Below are 19,267 nucleotides of genomic sequence, written 5' to 3' on the forward strand. Positions count from 1 at the left end.
TATCGTTGCCTACGATGGAGTGGTTCAGCATTACGTTCTTCAGTTCGCTGTAAGAGCCCACAATGGTATCTTCGACAATTGAATAGGTAACCACCGTATCGTCGCCTATGGCTACATTTGGGCCGATAATGGAATTGGTTATTTTACAGTTCTGTCCAATACTTACCGGGGGAATGATGATGGTATTGGGATATTTTTTAGGCAGAGGACTCTTCTTATAGTTTCTGCCCAGCAAAATGGCATTGGCATCGAGTAAAGACTGGCGCTTCCCGCAGTCAAACCAGTTGTCGACCGGCATGGTCGTCATAAGGTGGCCCTGCTCAATCATATACATCAGGGCATCGGTAAGCTGGTATTCGCCGATGGTTTTAATATTATTATCCACAATATGCTCGAGCGCTTCTACCAGCTTTAAAGGATCGGATATTTTATAAAAGCCAACCAGTGCAAGATTGGATTTAGGAATTTTTGGCTTCTCCACCACCTTTTTAATAAAGCCCTTGCTGTTAAGTTCTGCAATACCAAACTGTCCGGGGGTATTTACTTTGCGTACCCCTAATACGGAGTGCTTACTTTCCATAAACTCGCCCAGGTTAAGCTGAACGATGGTATCGCCCAAAATAATCAGGACATTCTGCTCGTTCCGAAAAGTGTCGCGGGCAACATAAAGGGCATGACCGATTCCTTCGCGGGGCTCCTGTACTACAAATTCAATGTTGAGGCCTTTATCTTTGTAGTGAGAAAGAATAAACTTCCGGATTTTTATACCCATATAGCCGACAATAAAAACGAAATCTTTTACATCGTTTTCGATGAGCATGTCCACTATGTGCAACAAAATAGCTTTGCCGGCCACGGGCACAAGCGCTTTAGGTTGTGTATGGGTATGAGGCCGAAGGCGTGTACCTATGCCCGCAACAGGAATAATTGCTTTCATATACTGCAAGTTAATTTTTTTCAGTCCTTTAACCTACTCAGCTGCCTTATTGTTAAGTAGGGCGAAGCCGCAGGAAGCCTTTAATAGGGGCCTTTGAAATAGCAATATTATTGTAAATTTGTGGTAATGAGCGGCAACAATATTCTGACAAGGTTCCTTATCTGGCGGATCAGGCATATTAATAATAAAAATTTTGTACTGATCCTTAGCGGCATTATTGGTATGATTGCCGGGCTTGCCGCAGTGGTGCTAAAGCAGGCGGTTCACTTTATACAGGCGGCCATTACTGGCAACTTCAACTACGACCTGGCCAACTATCTTTACCTTACCTACCCGCTTACCGGTATTTTATTAACCGTTTTCCTGGCTCGCTACATCCTGAAGGAAAAGTTAGGCCACGGAATTACCGACATCCTTTATACCATCAGTAAAAAGTCCAGCATCATCAGGCGCTCTAAAATGTATTCGCGGATGCTCACCAGTGCCTTAACGGTAGGTTTTGGTGGTTCTGTGGGGCTGGAGGCGCCAATTGTAGTCACAGGGTCGGCTATCGGTTCCAATGTGGGCCAGTTTATGCACCTGAACTATAAAAAGCGTACCCTGCTGATTGGCTGTGGTGCAGCTGGCGCTATCTCTTCCATTTTTAATTCGCCCATTGCAGGGGTTATTTTTAGTATTGAAGTTATTCTGGCAGAAGTAACCATTGCCGCCTTTATTCCGCTGCTGATAGCCTCTGTGGCCGGCTCTCTGGTTTCGCTGGTGTTGCTGGGCGATGATATTCTATTTGCCTTCCGCCTGCAGGATCCTTTTAGCGCCTCCGATACACCTTTCTTTGTTTTGCTTGGTTTGTTGTGCGGCCTTGTTTCCTACTACTTTACGCGGGTAATGTTTAAGGTGGAGGGCTGGATTGGAAATGTAAAGAGTATTACCGTTCGCGCCATTCTGGGTGGTTTAGGTCTTGGGTTAATTATATTCTTTTTTCCGCCGATTTATGGCGAAGGCTATGATACCATTAAGGCCATGCTTAGCGGGCATGATGCAGCGCTCCTGAGCAGGAGCCTGTTCTTTCAGAAAACCGATGATGGTCTTTACCTGATGGTATTTTTGTTGGGGGTTATGCTATTGAAACCGGTCGCAACAGCGCTAACCCTCGGAGCAGGTGGAAGCGGAGGGGTATTTGCCCCCTCTCTCTTCCTTGGCGGCGTTACGGGCTTTGTTTTTGCCCGTTTCATTAATTACCTGGGTTTTACGGATGAAATCAGCATAGCCAATTTTACCCTGGTAGGGATGTGCGGGCTCATGAGTGGAGTGCTGCATGCACCCCTGACAGCTATCTTTCTTATTGCAGAAATTACCAGTGGGTATACCCTGTTCGTTCCGCTGATGCTGGTATCGGCCATTGCCTATACGACGGCTTCCTATTTCGAAAGATATTCTCTCTATACCAAAACACTTATTGAGCGGGGCGACCTTATTCCGCACGATAAAGACCGCCAGGTGCTAAGCCTTATCCATCTGGAAAAAATTATTGAAACCGATTTGCTGATGATCCACCCGCGGGCTACAGTCGACGACCTTGTAAAACTAGTGCAGGTGAGCAAGCGAAATATCTTTGCCGTGGTGGATGAAAAGGGTGTAATGAAGGGAATAATTACACTGGACGATATACGGGAGGTGATGTTTGATGAAGACATGCGCCGTAAGGTGATTGTTAAAACCATTATGCGGCAGCCACCAGCCAAGGTATCTTCTGCAGAAAGCATGCCTTCTGTAATGAATAAGTTTGAAAAAACAGAAGCCTGGAATCTGCCTGTAATCGATAACGGGAAGTATGTAGGCTTTGTCTCCAAGTCGAGAATATTTAATGCCTACCGAAAGAAGCTCATCCGCCAGCAGAAAGACTAAGGCAGGTAGTGGCAGTCAATTTTTTGCTCTTTTTAAGGCACTTATCTCCTCCTCCTTTGTTATATTGTAACAAATTAGCCATACTCATGATAAAGTTTGTACAAAGTCTAGGCCTTGCCTTCGGAATTTTTATTCTTAGCTCCCTGTCGTTGCAGGCGCAGTCTGTGGAGGTAATTAAGTTTCCGGAGCTGGAGGAGATTATTAATAAGCCTGAAGAGAAGGTAAAGGTTATTAACTTCTGGGCCACCTGGTGCCGGCCCTGCATAAAGGAGCTTCCGTATTTTGAGGCTGCCCAAAAAGCCCGTGCAGACGAGCTTCAGGTATACCTCATTAGCCTCGATGATGTGGAAAAACTGGAAGGCCGGGTGCAACCTTTTGTGGATAGGCAAAAGATGAGCAGCACGGTAAAACTGCTGGACGAAACAGATTACAATTCTTTTATTGATGAGGTGGATCCTTCCTGGTCGGGTGCCATCCCCGCTACACTGGTTATTTTCGGTGATGAAAGACGTTTTGTAGAAGGAGAGATGACAGAAGCAGAATTAAATCAGCTGATTACAGAAATTCAACAGTAATTAACTCTTCCCATATGAAAGCAATTATTCAGTTATGTTTCATGGCTCTGGCCATTTTGCTCCTTAGCACCGCTGCCGTATACGGACAGGGGTATAAGGTGGGCGATTATGCTACCGACTTCTCTCTGCGGAATATCGATGGGGAAAAGGTATCGCTTGCACAGTATAAAGATGCCAAAGGTGCGATTGTTATCTTTACCTGTAACACCTGCCCTTATGCAAAAATGTACGAAGACAGGATTATTGCACTCCATCAGCAATATGCGGCAAAAGGCTACCCGGTTATTGCCATTAATCCTAATGATCCGGAGCGGGAGCCGGGAGATTCCTTCGAACAAATGCAGGCACGTGCAAAGGAAAAGAACTACCCTTTCCCCTACCTGCAGGACGAGACACAGCAAATTACAACTGCATACGGGGCTACACGCACACCTGAGGTATACCTGTTAAAGAAGGATAATAAAGGCTATCGGGTGGAATACATCGGCGCTATTGACAACAACCATAAAGATGCTGCCAAAGCCGATAAAAAGTATGTGGAAGATGCTATTAATGGCCTGATTGCCGGTAAAAAACCTACAACCAACTTTACCAAAGCCATTGGCTGTACCATTAAGTGGAAAGAATCCAAGTAGGTTGCTGAGAAATATGGAGCTTATTTGTCTGATTCTTCAAAAGTAAAATAAAAAACCGGCCGTTTCCCGGCCGGTTTTTTATTTTACCTTTATTCTTCCTTTTTAAACCTGTTGTCTCTCCAGCATTTTCAGAATATCATCAATATACTCGCGGGAATTGCTCAGGCGGGGAACCTTGTTTTGACCACCCAGCTTACCACGCTTTTCCATCCAGCGATGGAAGGTGCCTTTAGGGGCAACGTGCACTACCAGTGGTTGTAAAACAAGATCATTGTAGCGCTTCGCATCGTAGTCTGAATTAATCTGGCGAAGTGTTTCATCAAGCAGGCGATTAAACTTCTCCTGATCGTGTGGTTCGCTGCTAAATTCAACCACCCATTCATGGCTGCCGCGGTTTTTATCGCCAAAGTATTTTGGGGCTGCCGTAAAGTTCGTTATTTCCGCCCCGGTGGCGCTACAGGCGGTAGTAATGGCCTTTTCTGCATTTTCAATTACTACTTCCTCGCCAAATGCATTGATAAAGTGCTTTGTGCGCCCGGTAATTTTAATTCGGTATGGGTTGGTGGAAGTAAACTTAACCGTATCGCCAATCATATAGCGCCATAGCCCGCCATTGGTCGAGATGAGCATGGCATAGTTCTTCTCTTCCTCTACCTGCTCCAGCGTTATCACTTTCGGATCCCCGCTACCCAGCTCCCGCATATCAATAAACTCGTAGAAAATGCCGTAGTCGAGCATCAGCAGCATTTCGTCGCTATTTTTTTGATCCTGTATGCCAAAAAAACCTTCCGTGGCATTGTATACCTCCATGTAGCGCATTTTTGGAGAAGGAATCAGCTTTTTAAAGATAGGTTCATAAGGCGGAAAAGCAACGGCGCCATGAACAAACAGCTCCAGGTTGGGCCATACCTCCAGAATATTGTCTGCCCCGGTTTTTTCCAGAACCCGCTCGATCAGCACGAGCGTCCAGGTAGGAATGCCGGAAATGCTGGTGATATTTTCGCGGGAGGTTTCTTCCGCCATCCGCTCTATTTTTGCATTCCATTCGCTCATCAGGGCCACCTCCAGGCTGGGAGAGCGTACTTTCTGTGCCCAGAATGGAAGGTTAGCCATTATTACGGCCGATACATCGCCATACTTTGAGCCACCCTTCTGGTCCAGTTCATTTATTTGATGGCTGCCTCCAATGGTAAGTCCCTTTCCGGAAAAGATTTTAGAATCGGAATAATTGTTGACATAAATAGAAATCATGTCCTTGCCACCCTTCATGTGGCAACCCTCAAGCGATTCGGGCGAAACCGGGATAAACTTACTGCGCGCATTGGTGGTGCCAGAGGACTTGGCAAACCACTCAATTTTACTGGGCCACAAAATGTTTTGTTCCCCCTTCATGGTGCGTTCGATATAGGGCTGCAGCTCTTCGTAAGTCGAAACAGGTACCTGCTGCTGGAAATCGCGGGTACTCCTGATGTCTTTATAGCCGTACTTTTTTCCCCATTCGGTTTTGCGGGCTGTATTAATTAATCCATTAAATACCTCCTGCTGCACATCATGGGGGTTTTGCATGAAGTTTTCCACCTCTTTTATGCGGTGCTTCAGGAACCAGGTGATTACTTTATTAATAATCTCAGACATAGAGGGCAGCGTATTAAATTTTTCTTTTTAATTCGAAGTTTTGCCCCAGGTATACTCTCCTCACCTGCTCATCGGCTGCGAGCTCTTCAGCCGTTCCTGCCTTCAGGAGCTTTCCTTCAAACATCAGGTAGGCGCGGTCAGTAATCGAGAGGGTTTCATTTACATTGTGGTCGGTAATTAGTATACCAATATTTTTATTCTTTAGCTGCGCCACAATGCCTTGTATTTCCTCTACGGCAATAGGGTCCACACCGGCAAAGGGTTCGTCGAGCAGCACAAAATTGGGGTCTACGGCTAGTGCACGGGCAATCTCGGTACGGCGGCGTTCTCCACCGGAGAGCACCATTCCCTGGTTTTTCCGAACATGGGTAAGGCTAAACTCCTCCAGCAGGCTCTCCATTTTATCTTTCTGTTCGGCTTTGGAAAGCTTGGTCATTTCAAGTACGGCCAGAATATTTTCCTCAACGGTAAGTGTTCGGAAAACAGAAGCCTCCTGTGCAAGGTAACCAATGCCTCGTTTGGCACGGCGGTACATCGGTAGGCTGGTAATATCTTCATTATCCAGAAAAATGGTCCCTTCATTTGGCTTAATAAGCCCTACAATCATATAAAATGAAGTGGTTTTGCCGGCGCCATTCGGACCAAGGAGGCCTACAATTTCGCCCTGCTCCACACTTACCGAAACGTGGTTGACTACCGTGCGTTTTTTATACTTCTTAACCAGATTTTCAGCTCTTAATATCATAGTTTTTCCGGCCAATGGGGTGCCAAGGGCTTTTACCTAAATTTATGCTACAATTTTAGCTAATATTTCAGCAAAAGAAAATTTTAAGCATTCAGTCCTCCTAATCGAACTTAATGTCTTTCAGGCAGAGTTGCAGGGCATCGGGACCCCAGTAGCTGTTTTCTTCTATAGTATAGGCTATATGGAAGCGCATGCCGCTATCAATCATAGCAAAATAATCTGCCATATCAAAACCAATGGCATCCAGTACCGGACCTCCTTCTTCCTGTGCGAGGTTCAATTTCAGGTGCTTGTTCTTTAAAACCCGTGGCCTGCCGGTCGCTTTTACATTTTCTGTTATAAAAACGGGCTGCATATTCAGTGGCCCAAAGGGTCCCATCTGCTTTAAAATTTTATTGAAACGGGGAGTTACCTGGTCGAGGGTAATGGTCTGGTCAATTTCTATTTGTGGAACCAACTGCTCCGGCCGAATGCGGCTCGATACCACCTCTTCGAAACGCTGCTGAAAGGCTTCCACTTTGTCTACCTCCATGGTAAGGCCAGCCGCATACATATGGCCTCCATACTGTAGCAGTAAATCGCTGCATTCTGAAATAGCTTCGTAAATGTCGAAGCCTACCACAGAACGGGCGGAGCCGGTGGCTTTATTGTTCGACTCGGTAAGGATAATGGTAGGGCGGTAATAACTATCGATGCAGCGAGAGGCCACAATACCGATGACGCCTTTATGCCAGTCATTCTTAAACAGGACAGTACTCTTGGCATTGCTGCTGAGCGGGTTTTGCTCGATCATTTCCAGCGCCTCGCGTGTAATGTTGGTATCGAAACTACGGCGCTCGGTATTTTTGTCATTAATGATGGTGGCAATACTTTCTGCCTCTTCAAGATCCTTGCTGAGGAGTAGTTTAACAGCTGTTTTCGCATGGGCAATACGGCCGGAGGCATTAATACGGGGGCCAATCCCAAAAACAATGCTGTTAATATCAATCTGACTCTTAAAACCTGCCAGGTTAATGAGGGCCTGGAGGCCGGGGCGGGGATTGCTGTTGAGCTGCTGTAGCCCGAAATGGGCAAGAATGCGGTTTTCTCCTACCAGTGGCACAATATCGGCCGCGATGCTAACCGCTACTAAGTCGAGGTAAGGATAAAGATCATCCAGGTCAATATTATTCTTGATGCAGAAAGCCTGCAGTAATTTAAATCCAATACCGCAGCCGCTGAGCTCTTTAAACGGGTAGGAGCAGTCGGGCCGTTTTGGATCGAGCACGGCAAAAGCAGGAGGTAGCTGGGCCCCGGGCAGGTGGTGGTCGCAGACAATAAAGTCGATACCGGCTGCGGCGGCCTTTCCGATCATGTTGACCGCTTTAATGCCGCAGTCGAGGCTTATAATGAGGTCGAACTTTTCTTCAATGGCCCAGTCAATACCTGCTTCAGAAATGCCATAGCCTTCCTTATAGCGGTCGGGGATGTAAAATTTTATACCCGGGTAGTGATCCTGCATAAATCCATAAAAGAGGGCTACAGAGGTAGTGCCATCTACATCATAATCGCCATACACCAGCACTTTCTGGCCCTGGTCGAGGGCTGTTTCCAGCCGCTCTACCGCCCTGTCCATATCCTTCATCAGGAAGGGATCGTGCAGATCATCCAGCGATGGGCGAAAAAATTTTTTAGCTTCCTCAAAAGTTTGTACCCCTCTTTGCACCAGCAAACCAGCCAGTGTTGTATTTATATTGATGGCTTCAGATAAGTGTTTTACGACTGCCTGCTCTGCCGATTCTTTTATTACCCACCTTTTTGTCATAACCCCCGAAGATACGAATTAAACTATCCTAATGGAAAGTACTGGTGACGGAAATACCACCTCACTGACTCATCTAACAAAACGTCAACAAATTTTATTCAATTGCCCGGCTTTTCACTATTTTAGCTGAAAATTTTTAAGAAGCCTGAACGCCTTTTGCCCAGGCAGCTGTTAAAGGGCTGATATGCTTAAAAGATTACAAGCTTACTATACCAGATATAAGCAGTACATTCAGGTGGATGGACTGATGTACCTCTTTATGATACTGTTTATCCTGATTTTGTTTATTTTCTTTTCCTGATCAGGGAGCCTCCGTTCGGCCATTCTGCTGAACCCACTGGAGCTGTTCAATATCTTTTTTGCTGGCTACCCCAAGGGCTTTGAGCTTTTCGGCACGCTCGAGCAGGTTGCCACGGCCCGATGCGAGCTTTTTCATAGCTTCATGATAGCTGTCCTGCCCCTGCTGCATATATTTCCCTACCTTTTCAAGCTCGGCCACAAAGTTAAACAGCTTATCGTACAGCTTGCCGCCTTCTTCTGCAATTTGCAACGCATGGCGGTTCTGCTTTTCGTATTTCCAGATCGATGCAGTAGTCCGGAGAGTAGCCAATAAGGTGGTAGGGCTTACGATTACTACCTTACGCTCCCAGGCAAAGGTAAAGAGGTCGTTACTTTCGCTGCCGAGTGCGAGGCTAAAAGAGGCTTCGATAGGAAGAAACAGCAGCACGAAATCCGGGGCATGCAGCTTCTTTTGAGTGTGGTAGTGTTTTTCTGAAAGGCCTTTGACATGCCCCTTCAGGCTGTTTACATGTTGCTTGAGGCAGATGATTCTTTCTTCTTCTGTGGCGGCACAGCAAAACTGTTCGTAAGCTTTTAAGGATACCTTGGCATCGATGATCAGGTGTTTTCCCTCCGGCAGGCGGATGATCACGTCCGGCTTCTGCAGGCGACCCTCTTCGGTGCGGAGTTGCATTTCCTCGCCCTGCAAAATGTACTCCTGCCCTTTGCTGAGGCCGCTGCTCTCCAGTATTCTTTCCAGCACCATTTCGCCCCAGTTGCCCTGCGTTTTATTATCGCCCTTAAGGGCATGGGTAAGGTTGCGAGCCTCTTCGCTCATGTGCTGGTTCAGCTGCATCAGCTTTTCAATTTCGCTCCTGAGCACTCCCTGTTCTACTGACTGGTTCTTGTAAGACTCATCCACCTTTTTTTCAAAGGCTGAAATTCGCTCCTTTAAAGGGTCAAGAATTAAGTTGAGTCTTTCCTGATTGGAGCGGGAAAGCTGTTCGCGTGAATCGGCCAGCATACGGCTGGTTATATTTTCGAACTGCTCTTTTAGCTGTTCCTGTAGCTTTTGTGTTTCCTCTTTCTGTGTCTGGAGCTTTTCCTGGAGGTGGCGGTTTTCGGCCTGTGCCTGTAGCAGACTTCGCTCCAGCCCTGCCTTTGCGGTATGGAGCGACTCGTGCTGCTCTTCGAGTTTCAGGTATTGTTTATTCTGCTGTTGCTGCTGTGCCTGCAGGAGGCTCAGTTCCTTATCCTGCTGATTGATTTGTTGGAGCAGGCCTTTATTGGCTGCCTGCTGCTGCAGCCGGGCAATCAGCCAGCCGATGAGGAGGCCGGCCAGCAGAAAGCCGCCTGCCATAAGCCAATGTTCCAAATTTAGCATGATTCTGATTTTTTGTGGGTGCTTTCTCCAGGCTTAAAAGAACCTGTTGTCGATTTCCTGGAATAAGCATTTACCGTGAGGAGGTTCCTTACTTCGCCAGATGGACCAAGCACTCCTATAAAGCTACACATTTTATGCTATATGTGAGAGAATGAGCGGAAGGGCTTTCGGCTGGGAATGAAAAATTAATTAAGTCATACTTCTTTTTTTAATAAAAAAAGAGGTTGCCCTTCCGGAACAGCCTCTTTATCGAATGTAAACAAATTAATTTTGGTATCAGGGTAGGGTAATATACCCTGTCTCATGACTCAATATTATATCACTCCTTCCAGTACGTCTTTCAACGGAACGCGCTGGCCGTCTTTATAGGCTACTACCCATGCATCTTTTACGCCCATATCGCGAAGGTATTTCTTAAACTTATCGGCCTCCCAGTAATCCTGGAAAATTCCTAAGGTGTAGCGTTCCAGGCTGTTGTCGACTTCGCCGTCGAAGCTGCCGGCCTTATCGAAATATTTGCTGAGGTCCTTGTTACGGAAGGCGCCAATCTGAACTTTAAATACCACGCCTTTGGCCACGCGGGTTTGGTTGCCCTGGCGGGAAATGTCCATGCTGTCATCCTGCTGGAGTTTGGTAAGCGTTGCTTTGGCTTCTTCCAGCTGGTTTTGGGTATCTTTCAACTCATTTTGTAGCTTTTCTACCTGGTTGTTTTTTTCCTTCAGCTGTGCCTGTATGCCGCTCACCTGCGAACTTAGCTGGTTTACTTCACCTTCGAGCGACTGCTTTTCTTCTATCAGGTTCTTAAATTCCTCTACCTCCATGCGCTTCATTTGCTTCTTCCACTCTTTCTTTTCTTTTCTGGAAAGCTGGGCTTTTGCAGGAATTATGAGGCAAAAGCAAAAGAGAAGACTTAATAATATGGCTGCCTTTTTCATTTTATGGTGTTAATTTTCTTCTAAAAGTATGCATTATGCCAGAAAGCACAAAACAGGCCCCTGTTATTTATCAGGTAGATTTCGCCTTTTTAGTACATGCACCGTTCAAAGCAAACAGAAACAGCCTGACTGTCCTTTTTGTAAGGGTGGTCAGGCTGTAAAACTGTAAAGTTAGCGGTACCTTTTTATTACTTCTTCAGGCTACCAATCATATCTTCGGGGCGTACCCACTCATCGAACTGCTCGTTTGTAAGCAGCCCAAGTTTAAGAGCGGCTTCCCGAAGGGTGGTGCCTTCTCTATGTGCTGTTTTCGCAATTTTTGCTGCATTGTCGTAGCCAATGTGCGGATTAAGCGCTGTAACCAGCATCAAAGAGTTTTCGAGGTGCATTTTCAGGCGCTCGTGGTTCGGCTCAATACCTACTGCGCAGTTCTCATCGAAGGAACGGCAGGCATCGCCCAGCAGGCGTGCAGCAGTTAGCAGGTTGTAAATCATCATCGGCTTAAACACGTTCAGCTCAAAGTGGCCATTCATGCCGCCGATGCTGGTGGCGTTGTCGAGGCCTATTATCTGGGCGCATACCATGGTGAGGGCTTCGCTCTGGGTAGGGTTTACCTTGCCAGGCATAATAGAAGAGCCTGGCTCATTTTCCGGAATTACTATTTCACCAATGCCGGAGCGCGGGCCGGACGAAAGCATGCGGATGTCGTTGGCGATTTTCATCAGGCTCACGGCCAGCTGGCGCAGGGCTCCCATGGTTTCGACAATGGCATCGTGTGCTGCCAGAGCTTCGAATTTGTTTTCTGCCGTGCGAAAAGGATGGCCGCTGAGCTCGGCTATCTTTTCGGCTACTTTTACATCGTAACCTTCGGGAGTATTAAGGCCTGTACCTACGGCTGTGCCGCCCAGCGCCAGTTCACTCAGGTGGTCGAGGGTATTGCGGAGTGCCTTTAGGCCATGGTCGAGCTGCGATACATAGCCGCTAAACTCATTGCCCAGCGTAAGCGGGGTGGCATCCATAAAGTGGGTACGGCCAATTTTTACTACCTCGGCAAAGGCCTTGGCTTTTTTGTCGAGCGTATTGCGCAGCTGCTCTACCAGCGGAATAGTATGCTCTACTACTATCTTATAACCGGCAATATGCATGGCCGTAGGGAAAGTATCGTTGCTCGACTGCGACTTATTTACGTCGTCGTTCGGGTGGATTTCCTTTTTCTCGTCAGTTAGCTGCCCGCCGGCTTTTACGTGGGCACGGTTGGCTACCACCTCATTTACGTTCATGTTGCTTTGAGTGCCGGAACCGGTCTGCCAAATTTTCAGCGGAAACTGTTCGTCGAGCTCTCCTTTTAAAATTTCATCGCATACACCGGCAATCATATTAGCTTTTTCCTTGTCGAGCACGCCTAAATCGGCATTGGTGAGGGCGGCTGCTTTCTTGAGGATGGCAAAAGCGTGGATAATTTCGAGCGGCATTTGCATGGTAGGGCCGCCAATGTTGAAGTTTTGCAGCGAGCGCTGGGTCTGGGCACCCCAGTACTTATCGGCAGGCACCTCAATTGGGCCCATGGTATCTTTTTCGGTTCTGTAGCTCATAAAGAATTTTATTTAGGCTGATTTCAAAAAAATGCTGGCGCAAAAATAGAAAAAAATAGGCTTTTATGCGCCAAAAGCCCCGGTGGATTTATTCCTCCTCCCGATTAACAGTTTCCGGAGAAAAGGCGGGAATGCAAACTGAGAGATATTCCGACTCCTCGTCGAAGGGATTGGCATAGCGGATTCGGGCTCCTTTTTTTATCAGAATAGATTCCCCTGCTTTCAGCTCTACCACTTCACCATCAATTTCTATTTGCTTTCGGCCGCGAATCATATAGGTTACCTCATCGAAATCGGGTGTCTGGTGGGGCTCACTCCAGTGCGGGGGCGCTACCATGTGAGCGACACTAAAGGTTTTATCGCCGCTGCTGGCCCGACCAAAATGCTCTTCAATCAGTTTATTATCGGTGGTGGGCACCTTAAAAGGATTGCTCTGCTTAATGTATTTCTTCTCTCCATCCATGGCTAAAAAATTAAGGGTTCAGGACTTATATACCAATTAAAGGTATGCCGAGATAAATTGTTTTTAGGCGTGTCAAAAGTATTCCGGTAATAAACAGCCTTGCTTTGCGGAGATGAAGTACCTCTGGATTTTCCCTTCTTGCTTTTGACTGCCTGTCTTTTACCAGAAGGATAGGTGCAGCTGTTTATGAAGTAAAGGAAGCGCCAATTTTATGTCCGATGCTTCGCTGGCGCAAAAAGAGCTAATTGATTTTGAGGAGAAGGCTTTCGCCTCTGTGTAAGTGCTTTACGAGACAAAGGAGGGTATCAGGAGCCTTTTGCCCCTGGGGAAAATGAGGAGGGCGTTTTCTGAATTATGCTGAAACCTTGTCTTTCTGCTCCTCGCTAAGGATGTAGGGTTCACGGTCTTTGAGGTGGGCCATTTGCTGGCTGTCGGGCAGAGAAAAGTAGAAGGTGGCGCCTTTGCCTAGTTTTCCATCGGCCCAAACATGGCCACCATGCCGCTCGATGATGCGCTTTACGGTGGAGAGGCCAATGCCGGAGCCGGCAAACTCGCTGTTCTGGTGCAGGCGCTTGAAAGGCTTGAACAGGTCATCGATTCGATCTGGGTCGAAGCCAACGCCATTATCCTCCACATAAAATATCTTCTTCTCCTTTCCTTCTTTTACCCCCATTTTAATCTTTGGGTTGGGGCGTTTGGAGCTGTATTTAATGGCATTCGTCAGCAGGTTCTGCACTACGGAATGAAGAAGGGCTTCATCGCCATAGGCGGTCATGTTTTCTTCTATTTCTACCTCCGGCTTTGTTTTATGCTCAAAAGTATAATTATCAAGCACCATGTGGGCAATGTTGCTGAGATTAACGGAAGTATAATTGAACTCAATCTTGCTGATTTTGGCCAGCTGCAGCATCTGATTAATCAGCTTCCCAAGCTTTTCGCTCGACTGCATAATCAGGTTAATCATGTATTTATCTTTATCGGAAATCTGGCTCTCATCACTTTTAAGAAGGAGGGCGGCTAGTCCGTAAATGCTGCTGAGAGGGCTCTTGAGGTCGTGCGAGACGGCATAAGTAAAGGCCTGCAGCTCTTTATTGACCGTTTCTACCTCTTTAATCGCATCTTTTAATCTTTTTTCGGCAAGCTTCTTTTCTGTAATGTCCGTATATACCGCAACAGCTCCTATTAGCTCATTATTGAGCGAAATAGGGGAGGCAGCACAACGGACAAACATGTCTTTGCCTGTTTTAAGGTTAGTGATAACCAGCTCTTCGACTACTTTCGTGCCTTTTAGGGCCCGTACAAACGGCTCATTTTCCTGGCTTATTCTCTTGCCGGTGCTGGCAAGGCGGCTATTGATTTTCCGGTTCAGTTCCTCAATTCCTCCACTCAGAGTGCTTATTTCCTTGCAGCCCAGCAAATCCAGAAACTGCTGATTGCACGTGCTCATCCCGTTCTTAGCTCCAATATACACTGCATCGTGAACGCTCTCAAGGATTGCCTTAAGCTGTTCCGCCGTAAAATCGCTTTTCATGTAGTCGCTTTTTCATTAGAAGAAAACACCCATAATTAATATGGATATTAGGTCCTTTTTGTTACGTGGATGTAATAAAATAGTTGTTAAGGAATTGTTCTGCAGGTGGATAGGATGCCTAATAGCTGGCCCATCCAAAAGCCAGCCTGTTTTTGTGGAGCCGGCACTGGTGCAGGTGCGCCACTCCCATGTCGCCGAACATGTAAGGTAAGTGGTGCTTAGAGTCTAACTGAAAGATCATCTGCATTTGGATGCCGCATTCGGGGCAAAGCGGGTATTCCACACTTTGCACCCAGTAGGGCCAGCCGCCCAGTTTATCTGCCGCTTTGGGTATACCAAGCTCACTGTTTTCAAGTACCTCTACCTCTTCCGAACTTAACTGAGCATCCCCCACCTGCATTTCGTGCCAGTCAGGATAATCTTCATGCTCTATCCATTCGACAATTGTCTGTTCAGGAAACTGACGGGGAGCCATAACGGCGAGGCTATCCTGAGGAGCTGTGGCAGGGAGCGGAAGGGTCCTTGCCAGCACACTTTTTGAAAAAGGAAAATAAGCTTCACACTCTACCTCGCAATGAGGCTCCTTGCTGGTGCAGTAAAAAAGCTGGATAAGCTGCTCAGGCTCCAGATCAAGATCGTTAGGAGCGGGAAGATCCTGCGGGTTAAGCTGAAGAAAAAGGGTGAGCTCTTTGTGGCAGTTCGGGCAATGAGGATGCTCCTCCCCCGAAGGGATGTAAGCGCGGCCGCCAATCTTGGAGGCCAGTATGTTTTGCTCTTCTTCATCTACCACTGGTACCCAGGTGGTTCTTTTGTAGACATTAATTTTCTGCAACACCTCATCAGGTGAGAGTGCTTTAGGCTGTGCGGGAGCTCCGTTTACCGGCGAAGGCTTCAGCCATTGCTTCATCTTTGAAAAAATACTCATTGGCAAATAAAAAAGTAGGTGGAGATGTTTGCCTGCACCGCTAGTATAACGGATTTAAAAAGCTTCTGTTATTTCAAGATAGAAGCCGCTGGTTTCCTGTCCCCAGGCATAGTCGAAGCGAATGTTTACCTTCTCACTTTCATTAACCATAAAACGGAGTCCAAGGCCGTAAGAGGGTTTTAGTGTGGAGAAGGAAAACTCATCCAGAGAAGGAGCTACATCGCCAAAGCCGGCAAAGGCAGCCGCACCAATTCGCCACCAAACAGGGAGCCGGTACTCAGCCTGGGCGGCCAGCAGGTTCTTGTCTCGGTAGCGGCCCTGGTAATACCCGCGCATAATGGTGGCGCTTCCGAGCTGGCTGAGCTGCAGAAAGGGAACCTCTCCGGTGGTAAAGCTTCCGAAGGCCTGCAGGGCCAGGATGTGCCTGTTGGCATGAAGCAGGTAGTACCTGCGGGCATCGAGGGTATAATGATTGAAAGAATATTGACTGCCGGTAATGCTGCCGTTAAAAACAGAACTCAGTTCAAGGTAAGTACCTCCGGATGGGTTCACTACCAGGTCACGGGAGTCGTACACCAGTGCCGCACCAATGCCGGAGGCGGTATAGCCATCCCAGCCGTAGGGCTGCGTGCTCACCAGCAGCCCACCCTCCTGTTGCTGTACATTAAACACTTTATAGTAATTCCACTGAATACCGGCAAAGAGCTGCCTGTCCAGCTTTCGGAGGAGCCGGTTCTCGAGGCGCAGAAGGGTGTAATCGACCAGCTCCTCGTTTGTTTCGGGCAGATCATTGCCAATGCCGTAGTAGTAGCGCGGGAATTTAAAATAAGCCAGATTCCCGTCCAGTATGTATTTCTCTTCCGGAAAAAAGAGGGTATAGCTGGGAGAGATCATCAGCTGTTTATTGAGGGTATAGAGGCCGTATAGCTGCACATTGGAGGTGCGTACACTTGTATCGGCTGCATCGAGGCTGAAGAGCCTCATGCCGAGAGCGCCAAAGCCAAAGCGGGTTTCGGGGGTGTAGTAAACAACCGGCAGCGCTACCCATCCTCCGTTCTTTTCCTTAATGGCATCAGTCGTATCGGCAGGGAAGCCAGCATCCTGGGCAAAAATGCCGGAAGGAAACAGGCTGCAGAGCAGGCAAAGGAGCAGTAGAGATTTTACACGCATACATTTACTGTTACTGATTCTATGACGAAGGGCAAAGGAAAGAGCAGCGGTTGATAACGGTGATTTTCAACGTTCAGTCTCCTGCCTTTAATGAACATTCTTCTAATAGGCGCAAATATCGCTGCCAATTGGAGAGCCGGGGGGCAGGTCCAGCGGCTTTGCTGTCCTGAAGCTTTCGGGCTCCTGTTCAAATCGTTTTATTTGTTGCAGGGCCCAGTAATACAGTGGCTGATCCTGCTCTGTAGCCTTGGCAAGACGCTGCTGTAAATCTTTCTGAAGAAGGTAAACTGCCTGCAGTGCGATACCCTGAGTGCTGGTGCCTGCCTCATTCTGAGCGGCCAGTTGTAAGATCTGCTGCAGGCTCAGGCGCGCCATGAGCTGCTGAAGCTGGCCTTCATAGCCAGTGTTGAAATTCTGTGGCCATGTCTGGTTCATCAGTGCCTGGAGAGTTTCTTTAAACCCTGGTAGCTGGGGATTCAGCGCCTGTTGCATGCTAAGGCGGGCTGCTCTGGCAGGGTGCAGCAGCAGGCTCAGGCTATGGCCGGCTGCGCTCTCTGCAGCTGCCATTGGATCAAAGGCTACACCCATGTGGCTGTCAAATGTTTCCCTGTTTCGACTGTAGCCGGGTGGCCGTGGTGGAATAAGGGTAAGAATATGCTCCGGCATACGAAGAACAGCGGGATCCAGGGTATTTAACATTGCCTCAAGGGCCTGTTGTTGCAGTGGGGCAGGGACAGGCTCCACTTCCCGGTAATCATCTTCTTTAACGGTATAGGCATATTCCAGCCCGCCGAGCAGCTTGGCTACCGCTTCCACCTGGTAGCGGTGCGAAAGGTATAGAGGAACCAATACCTCTTCGAGGGTAGCCAGTGGAGCTCCGGTTTTAATATTGTCAGTCCCGAACTTCATGAGGGCATGCCTGCGGATCTCCAGTATCCGGTCCAGTTCATTTACAGGGTTGGCGCCATTGTCCCACAAATGGGCACTTGCATGAGCCCCTCCTGCAGGACGTGCATCGGCATCAGAAATAAAAAGCAACCCCTTTTCTGTCATTTCGTCCAGAATAGCTTTCAGGGCAACCTCTTTATTTACCTCCTCAGGGAAATCCTGATAGCCGTAGCGAATAGCGGTTTTATCCCACTCCCCAACACCGGCATCATAGGCTTCGGATAGATTTATGCTGCCGTTCTCCCTCAAAATTGCCAGTGGGTGGGGATAGTCCATTACAGAGGTGCGGCCGCTGGCGCTGGCGGCAAAATTGTGAGAAAGGCCAAGGGTATGCCCTACTTCATGAGCGGACAGCTGCTTCAGGCGGCTCAGGGCCATCTGTTTAACCTCTTCATTCTGCTCCTTTCCCTCTGCGTACGGAGCTGTAAGGCCTTCTGCGATTAATATATCCTGCCTTACTCGTAAAGACCCTAGGCTTACATGTCCTTTAATAATTTCGCCGGTACGAGGGTCCATAACCGTTGCTCCGTAACTCCAGCCGCGGGTAGCCCTGTGTACCCATTGAATTACGTTGTAGCGTACATCCAAGGGGTCGGCTCCCTCCGGTAGCATTTCTACCCGGAAAGCATCTTTATAGCCTGCTGACTCAAAAGCTTCATTCCACCAGCGGGCGCCCTCCAGCAGGGCAGAGCGTACAGGCTCCGGGGTGCCGCGGTCGAGATAGTAGATAATGGGTTCTGTTGCCTCACTTACCGCCGCCTCCGGATTTTTTTTAGACAGGCGATGGCGGGCAATAAAACGTTTTTGCAGTGGCTCATCAATCGGGCTTGCATAATCGGCAAAGCTAATGCCAAAATATCCGGCACGCGGATCGAAAGGGCGCGGTTCATATCCGCTATCGGGCAGCTGTACAAGGGAATGATGCAGCCGCACACTTACCGCTTCGGGGCTGGGTGCTACCTGCTGAATATAGCTCCCCTGCGGCTCCCCTGTAAAGGTAAGTAGTGACTCTACTTCAGTATTTTCAGGAAAGTTTTTAGTTCGCTCAGGATACAGTACCGAGCGGTCTTTATTTAACTGATACGAACCCTGTCCACTTTCTTTTAATGTATGAGCCACCCCGTGAGCGTCCTGTAAAAAGAATTCGGTGGCATCTACCAGCCATTTCTCATCCTCCCTGGCTACGATGGGGAAGCTCCAGAGAACCGATTGAGCGAATGCCTCTTCCACAGCAGCCTTTTCGTCAGGGTTATTGGTGATAGCCCGGTAATCGTAATTTGGTTGAATTAACAGCATCTTATTTCCGCTGCGGACAAACTTCACCACACGGCTGTTTCCAATCTGACCACGGTCCAGGCCAATATCGTTAGAGCCAATACCAGAGCTCAGGTAGTTCACATACAGCAGCTCATGGTTGAGCTGGCTAACTTCTAGTAGTAATTTGCCCTTTTCTGCATCTAAATAAAAAGGAATAAAGCCATCGTAGTAGGCTGCTGCCTCAGTTTGTGACTCAATGGAAGGAAGGTTTCCGGCATGAGCAGTCTCATCTTTTGCTGCAGAAGGTGCGGCGGGCGGAGTAGATTTACAAGCAGTAGAGACAATTAACAGAAGGAGGAACAGGTTCCGTGACAATTTTAACATAAACAAAACGGTGGAGTGCGTAATAAAGCTATTAATATAGGAAAAAGAGAGGAATTAAACAGAGTAAGCCTCTGCTGTTTGAAGATAATTTTGCCTGAAGAAGAATGAGCTAGTCCAGGGTTCCTTTCTTAGATCAAAGGGAATCCACCAAACTGTCATATTT

General features: G+C 47.8%; 15 protein-coding genes. 3 read left to right on the top strand and 12 right to left on the bottom strand.

The window, feature by feature from the left end:
- The coding region (locus tag F752_RS0107325) for a sugar phosphate nucleotidyltransferase (protein ID WP_017731079.1) at window positions 1-937 on the bottom strand (937 nt) is incomplete at its 3' end.
- A 126-nt stretch (window positions 938-1,063) separates the two neighbouring features.
- Here F752_RS0107325 and F752_RS0107330 point away from each other — a divergent pair.
- From F752_RS0107330 to F752_RS0107340, 3 genes are all read left to right on the top strand, one after another.
- Window positions 1,064-2,842 (top strand): chloride channel protein, encoded by a 1,779-nt coding sequence (locus tag F752_RS0107330; protein ID WP_017731080.1) that lies wholly within the window; start codon window positions 1,064-1,066, stop codon window positions 2,840-2,842.
- Window positions 2,843-2,928: 86 nt separating this feature from the next.
- Window positions 2,929-3,417 carry a TlpA family protein disulfide reductase gene (locus F752_RS0107335; RefSeq protein ID WP_017731081.1) on the top strand — a complete coding sequence of 163 codons (489 nt, stop codon included), beginning with the start codon at window positions 2,929-2,931 and terminating at the stop codon, window positions 3,415-3,417.
- Between the two features lie 14 nt (window positions 3,418-3,431).
- Window positions 3,432-4,052: a thioredoxin family protein gene (locus F752_RS0107340; protein ID WP_017731082.1), complete on the top strand. Its 621-nt coding sequence runs from the start codon at window positions 3,432-3,434 to the stop codon at window positions 4,050-4,052.
- A gap of 102 nt (window positions 4,053-4,154) precedes the next feature.
- Here the strand turns inward: F752_RS0107340 and F752_RS0107345 are convergent, their stop codons facing one another.
- From F752_RS0107345 to F752_RS0107410, 11 genes are all read right to left on the bottom strand, one after another.
- Window positions 4,155-5,687 carry a GH3 auxin-responsive promoter family protein gene (locus F752_RS0107345; protein WP_017731083.1) on the bottom strand — a complete coding sequence of 511 codons (1,533 nt, stop codon included), beginning with the start codon at window positions 5,685-5,687 and terminating at the stop codon, window positions 4,155-4,157.
- Window positions 5,688-5,700: 13 nt separating this feature from the next.
- Entirely contained in the window at window positions 5,701-6,432 is a 732-nt protein-coding gene (gene lptB, locus F752_RS0107350) for an LPS export ABC transporter ATP-binding protein (protein WP_017731084.1), read from the bottom strand.
- A 100-nt stretch (window positions 6,433-6,532) separates the two neighbouring features.
- On the bottom strand, window positions 6,533-8,236 hold the full coding sequence (gene recJ / locus F752_RS0107355; protein WP_017731085.1) for a single-stranded-DNA-specific exonuclease RecJ: 1,704 nt from the start codon (window positions 8,234-8,236) through the stop codon (window positions 6,533-6,535).
- A gap of 301 nt (window positions 8,237-8,537) precedes the next feature.
- Window positions 8,538-9,899, bottom strand: coding sequence for a DNA recombination protein RmuC (gene rmuC / locus F752_RS0107365; RefSeq protein WP_236613992.1), 1,362 nt, complete (start codon window positions 9,897-9,899; stop codon window positions 8,538-8,540).
- Between the two features lie 314 nt (window positions 9,900-10,213).
- Window positions 10,214-10,834 (bottom strand): coiled-coil domain-containing protein, encoded by a 621-nt coding sequence (locus F752_RS0107375; RefSeq protein WP_017731089.1) that lies wholly within the window; start codon window positions 10,832-10,834, stop codon window positions 10,214-10,216.
- 188 nt (window positions 10,835-11,022) lie between these two features.
- On the bottom strand, window positions 11,023-12,426 hold the full coding sequence (fumC, locus tag F752_RS0107385) for a class II fumarate hydratase (protein ID WP_017731091.1): 1,404 nt from the start codon (window positions 12,424-12,426) through the stop codon (window positions 11,023-11,025).
- 88 nt (window positions 12,427-12,514) lie between these two features.
- Window positions 12,515-12,889 carry a cupin domain-containing protein gene (locus F752_RS0107390; RefSeq protein ID WP_017731092.1) on the bottom strand — a complete coding sequence of 125 codons (375 nt, stop codon included), beginning with the start codon at window positions 12,887-12,889 and terminating at the stop codon, window positions 12,515-12,517.
- A 352-nt stretch (window positions 12,890-13,241) separates the two neighbouring features.
- Window positions 13,242-14,420, bottom strand: a complete 1,179-nt coding sequence (locus F752_RS25255) for a PAS domain-containing sensor histidine kinase (protein WP_017731093.1) — start codon at window positions 14,418-14,420, stop codon at window positions 13,242-13,244.
- Window positions 14,421-14,538: 118 nt separating this feature from the next.
- Window positions 14,539-15,345 (bottom strand): DUF1963 domain-containing protein, encoded by an 807-nt coding sequence (locus F752_RS0107400; RefSeq protein WP_017731094.1) that lies wholly within the window; start codon window positions 15,343-15,345, stop codon window positions 14,539-14,541.
- 54 nt (window positions 15,346-15,399) lie between these two features.
- A complete protein-coding gene (locus F752_RS0107405) occupies window positions 15,400-16,515 on the bottom strand; it encodes a BamA/TamA family outer membrane protein (RefSeq protein WP_017731095.1) in 1,116 nt (371 codons plus the stop codon).
- A gap of 102 nt (window positions 16,516-16,617) precedes the next feature.
- Complete coding sequence (locus F752_RS0107410) at window positions 16,618-19,104, bottom strand: zinc-dependent metalloprotease (protein WP_017731096.1); 2,487 nt, start codon at window positions 19,102-19,104, stop codon at window positions 16,618-16,620.
- Between the last annotated feature and the right edge of the window lie 163 nt (window positions 19,105-19,267).

The sequence above is a fragment of the Nafulsella turpanensis ZLM-10 genome (assembly GCF_000346615.1).
In the GTDB taxonomy this organism is placed as follows: Bacteria; Bacteroidota; Bacteroidia; order Cytophagales; family Cyclobacteriaceae; genus Nafulsella; species Nafulsella turpanensis.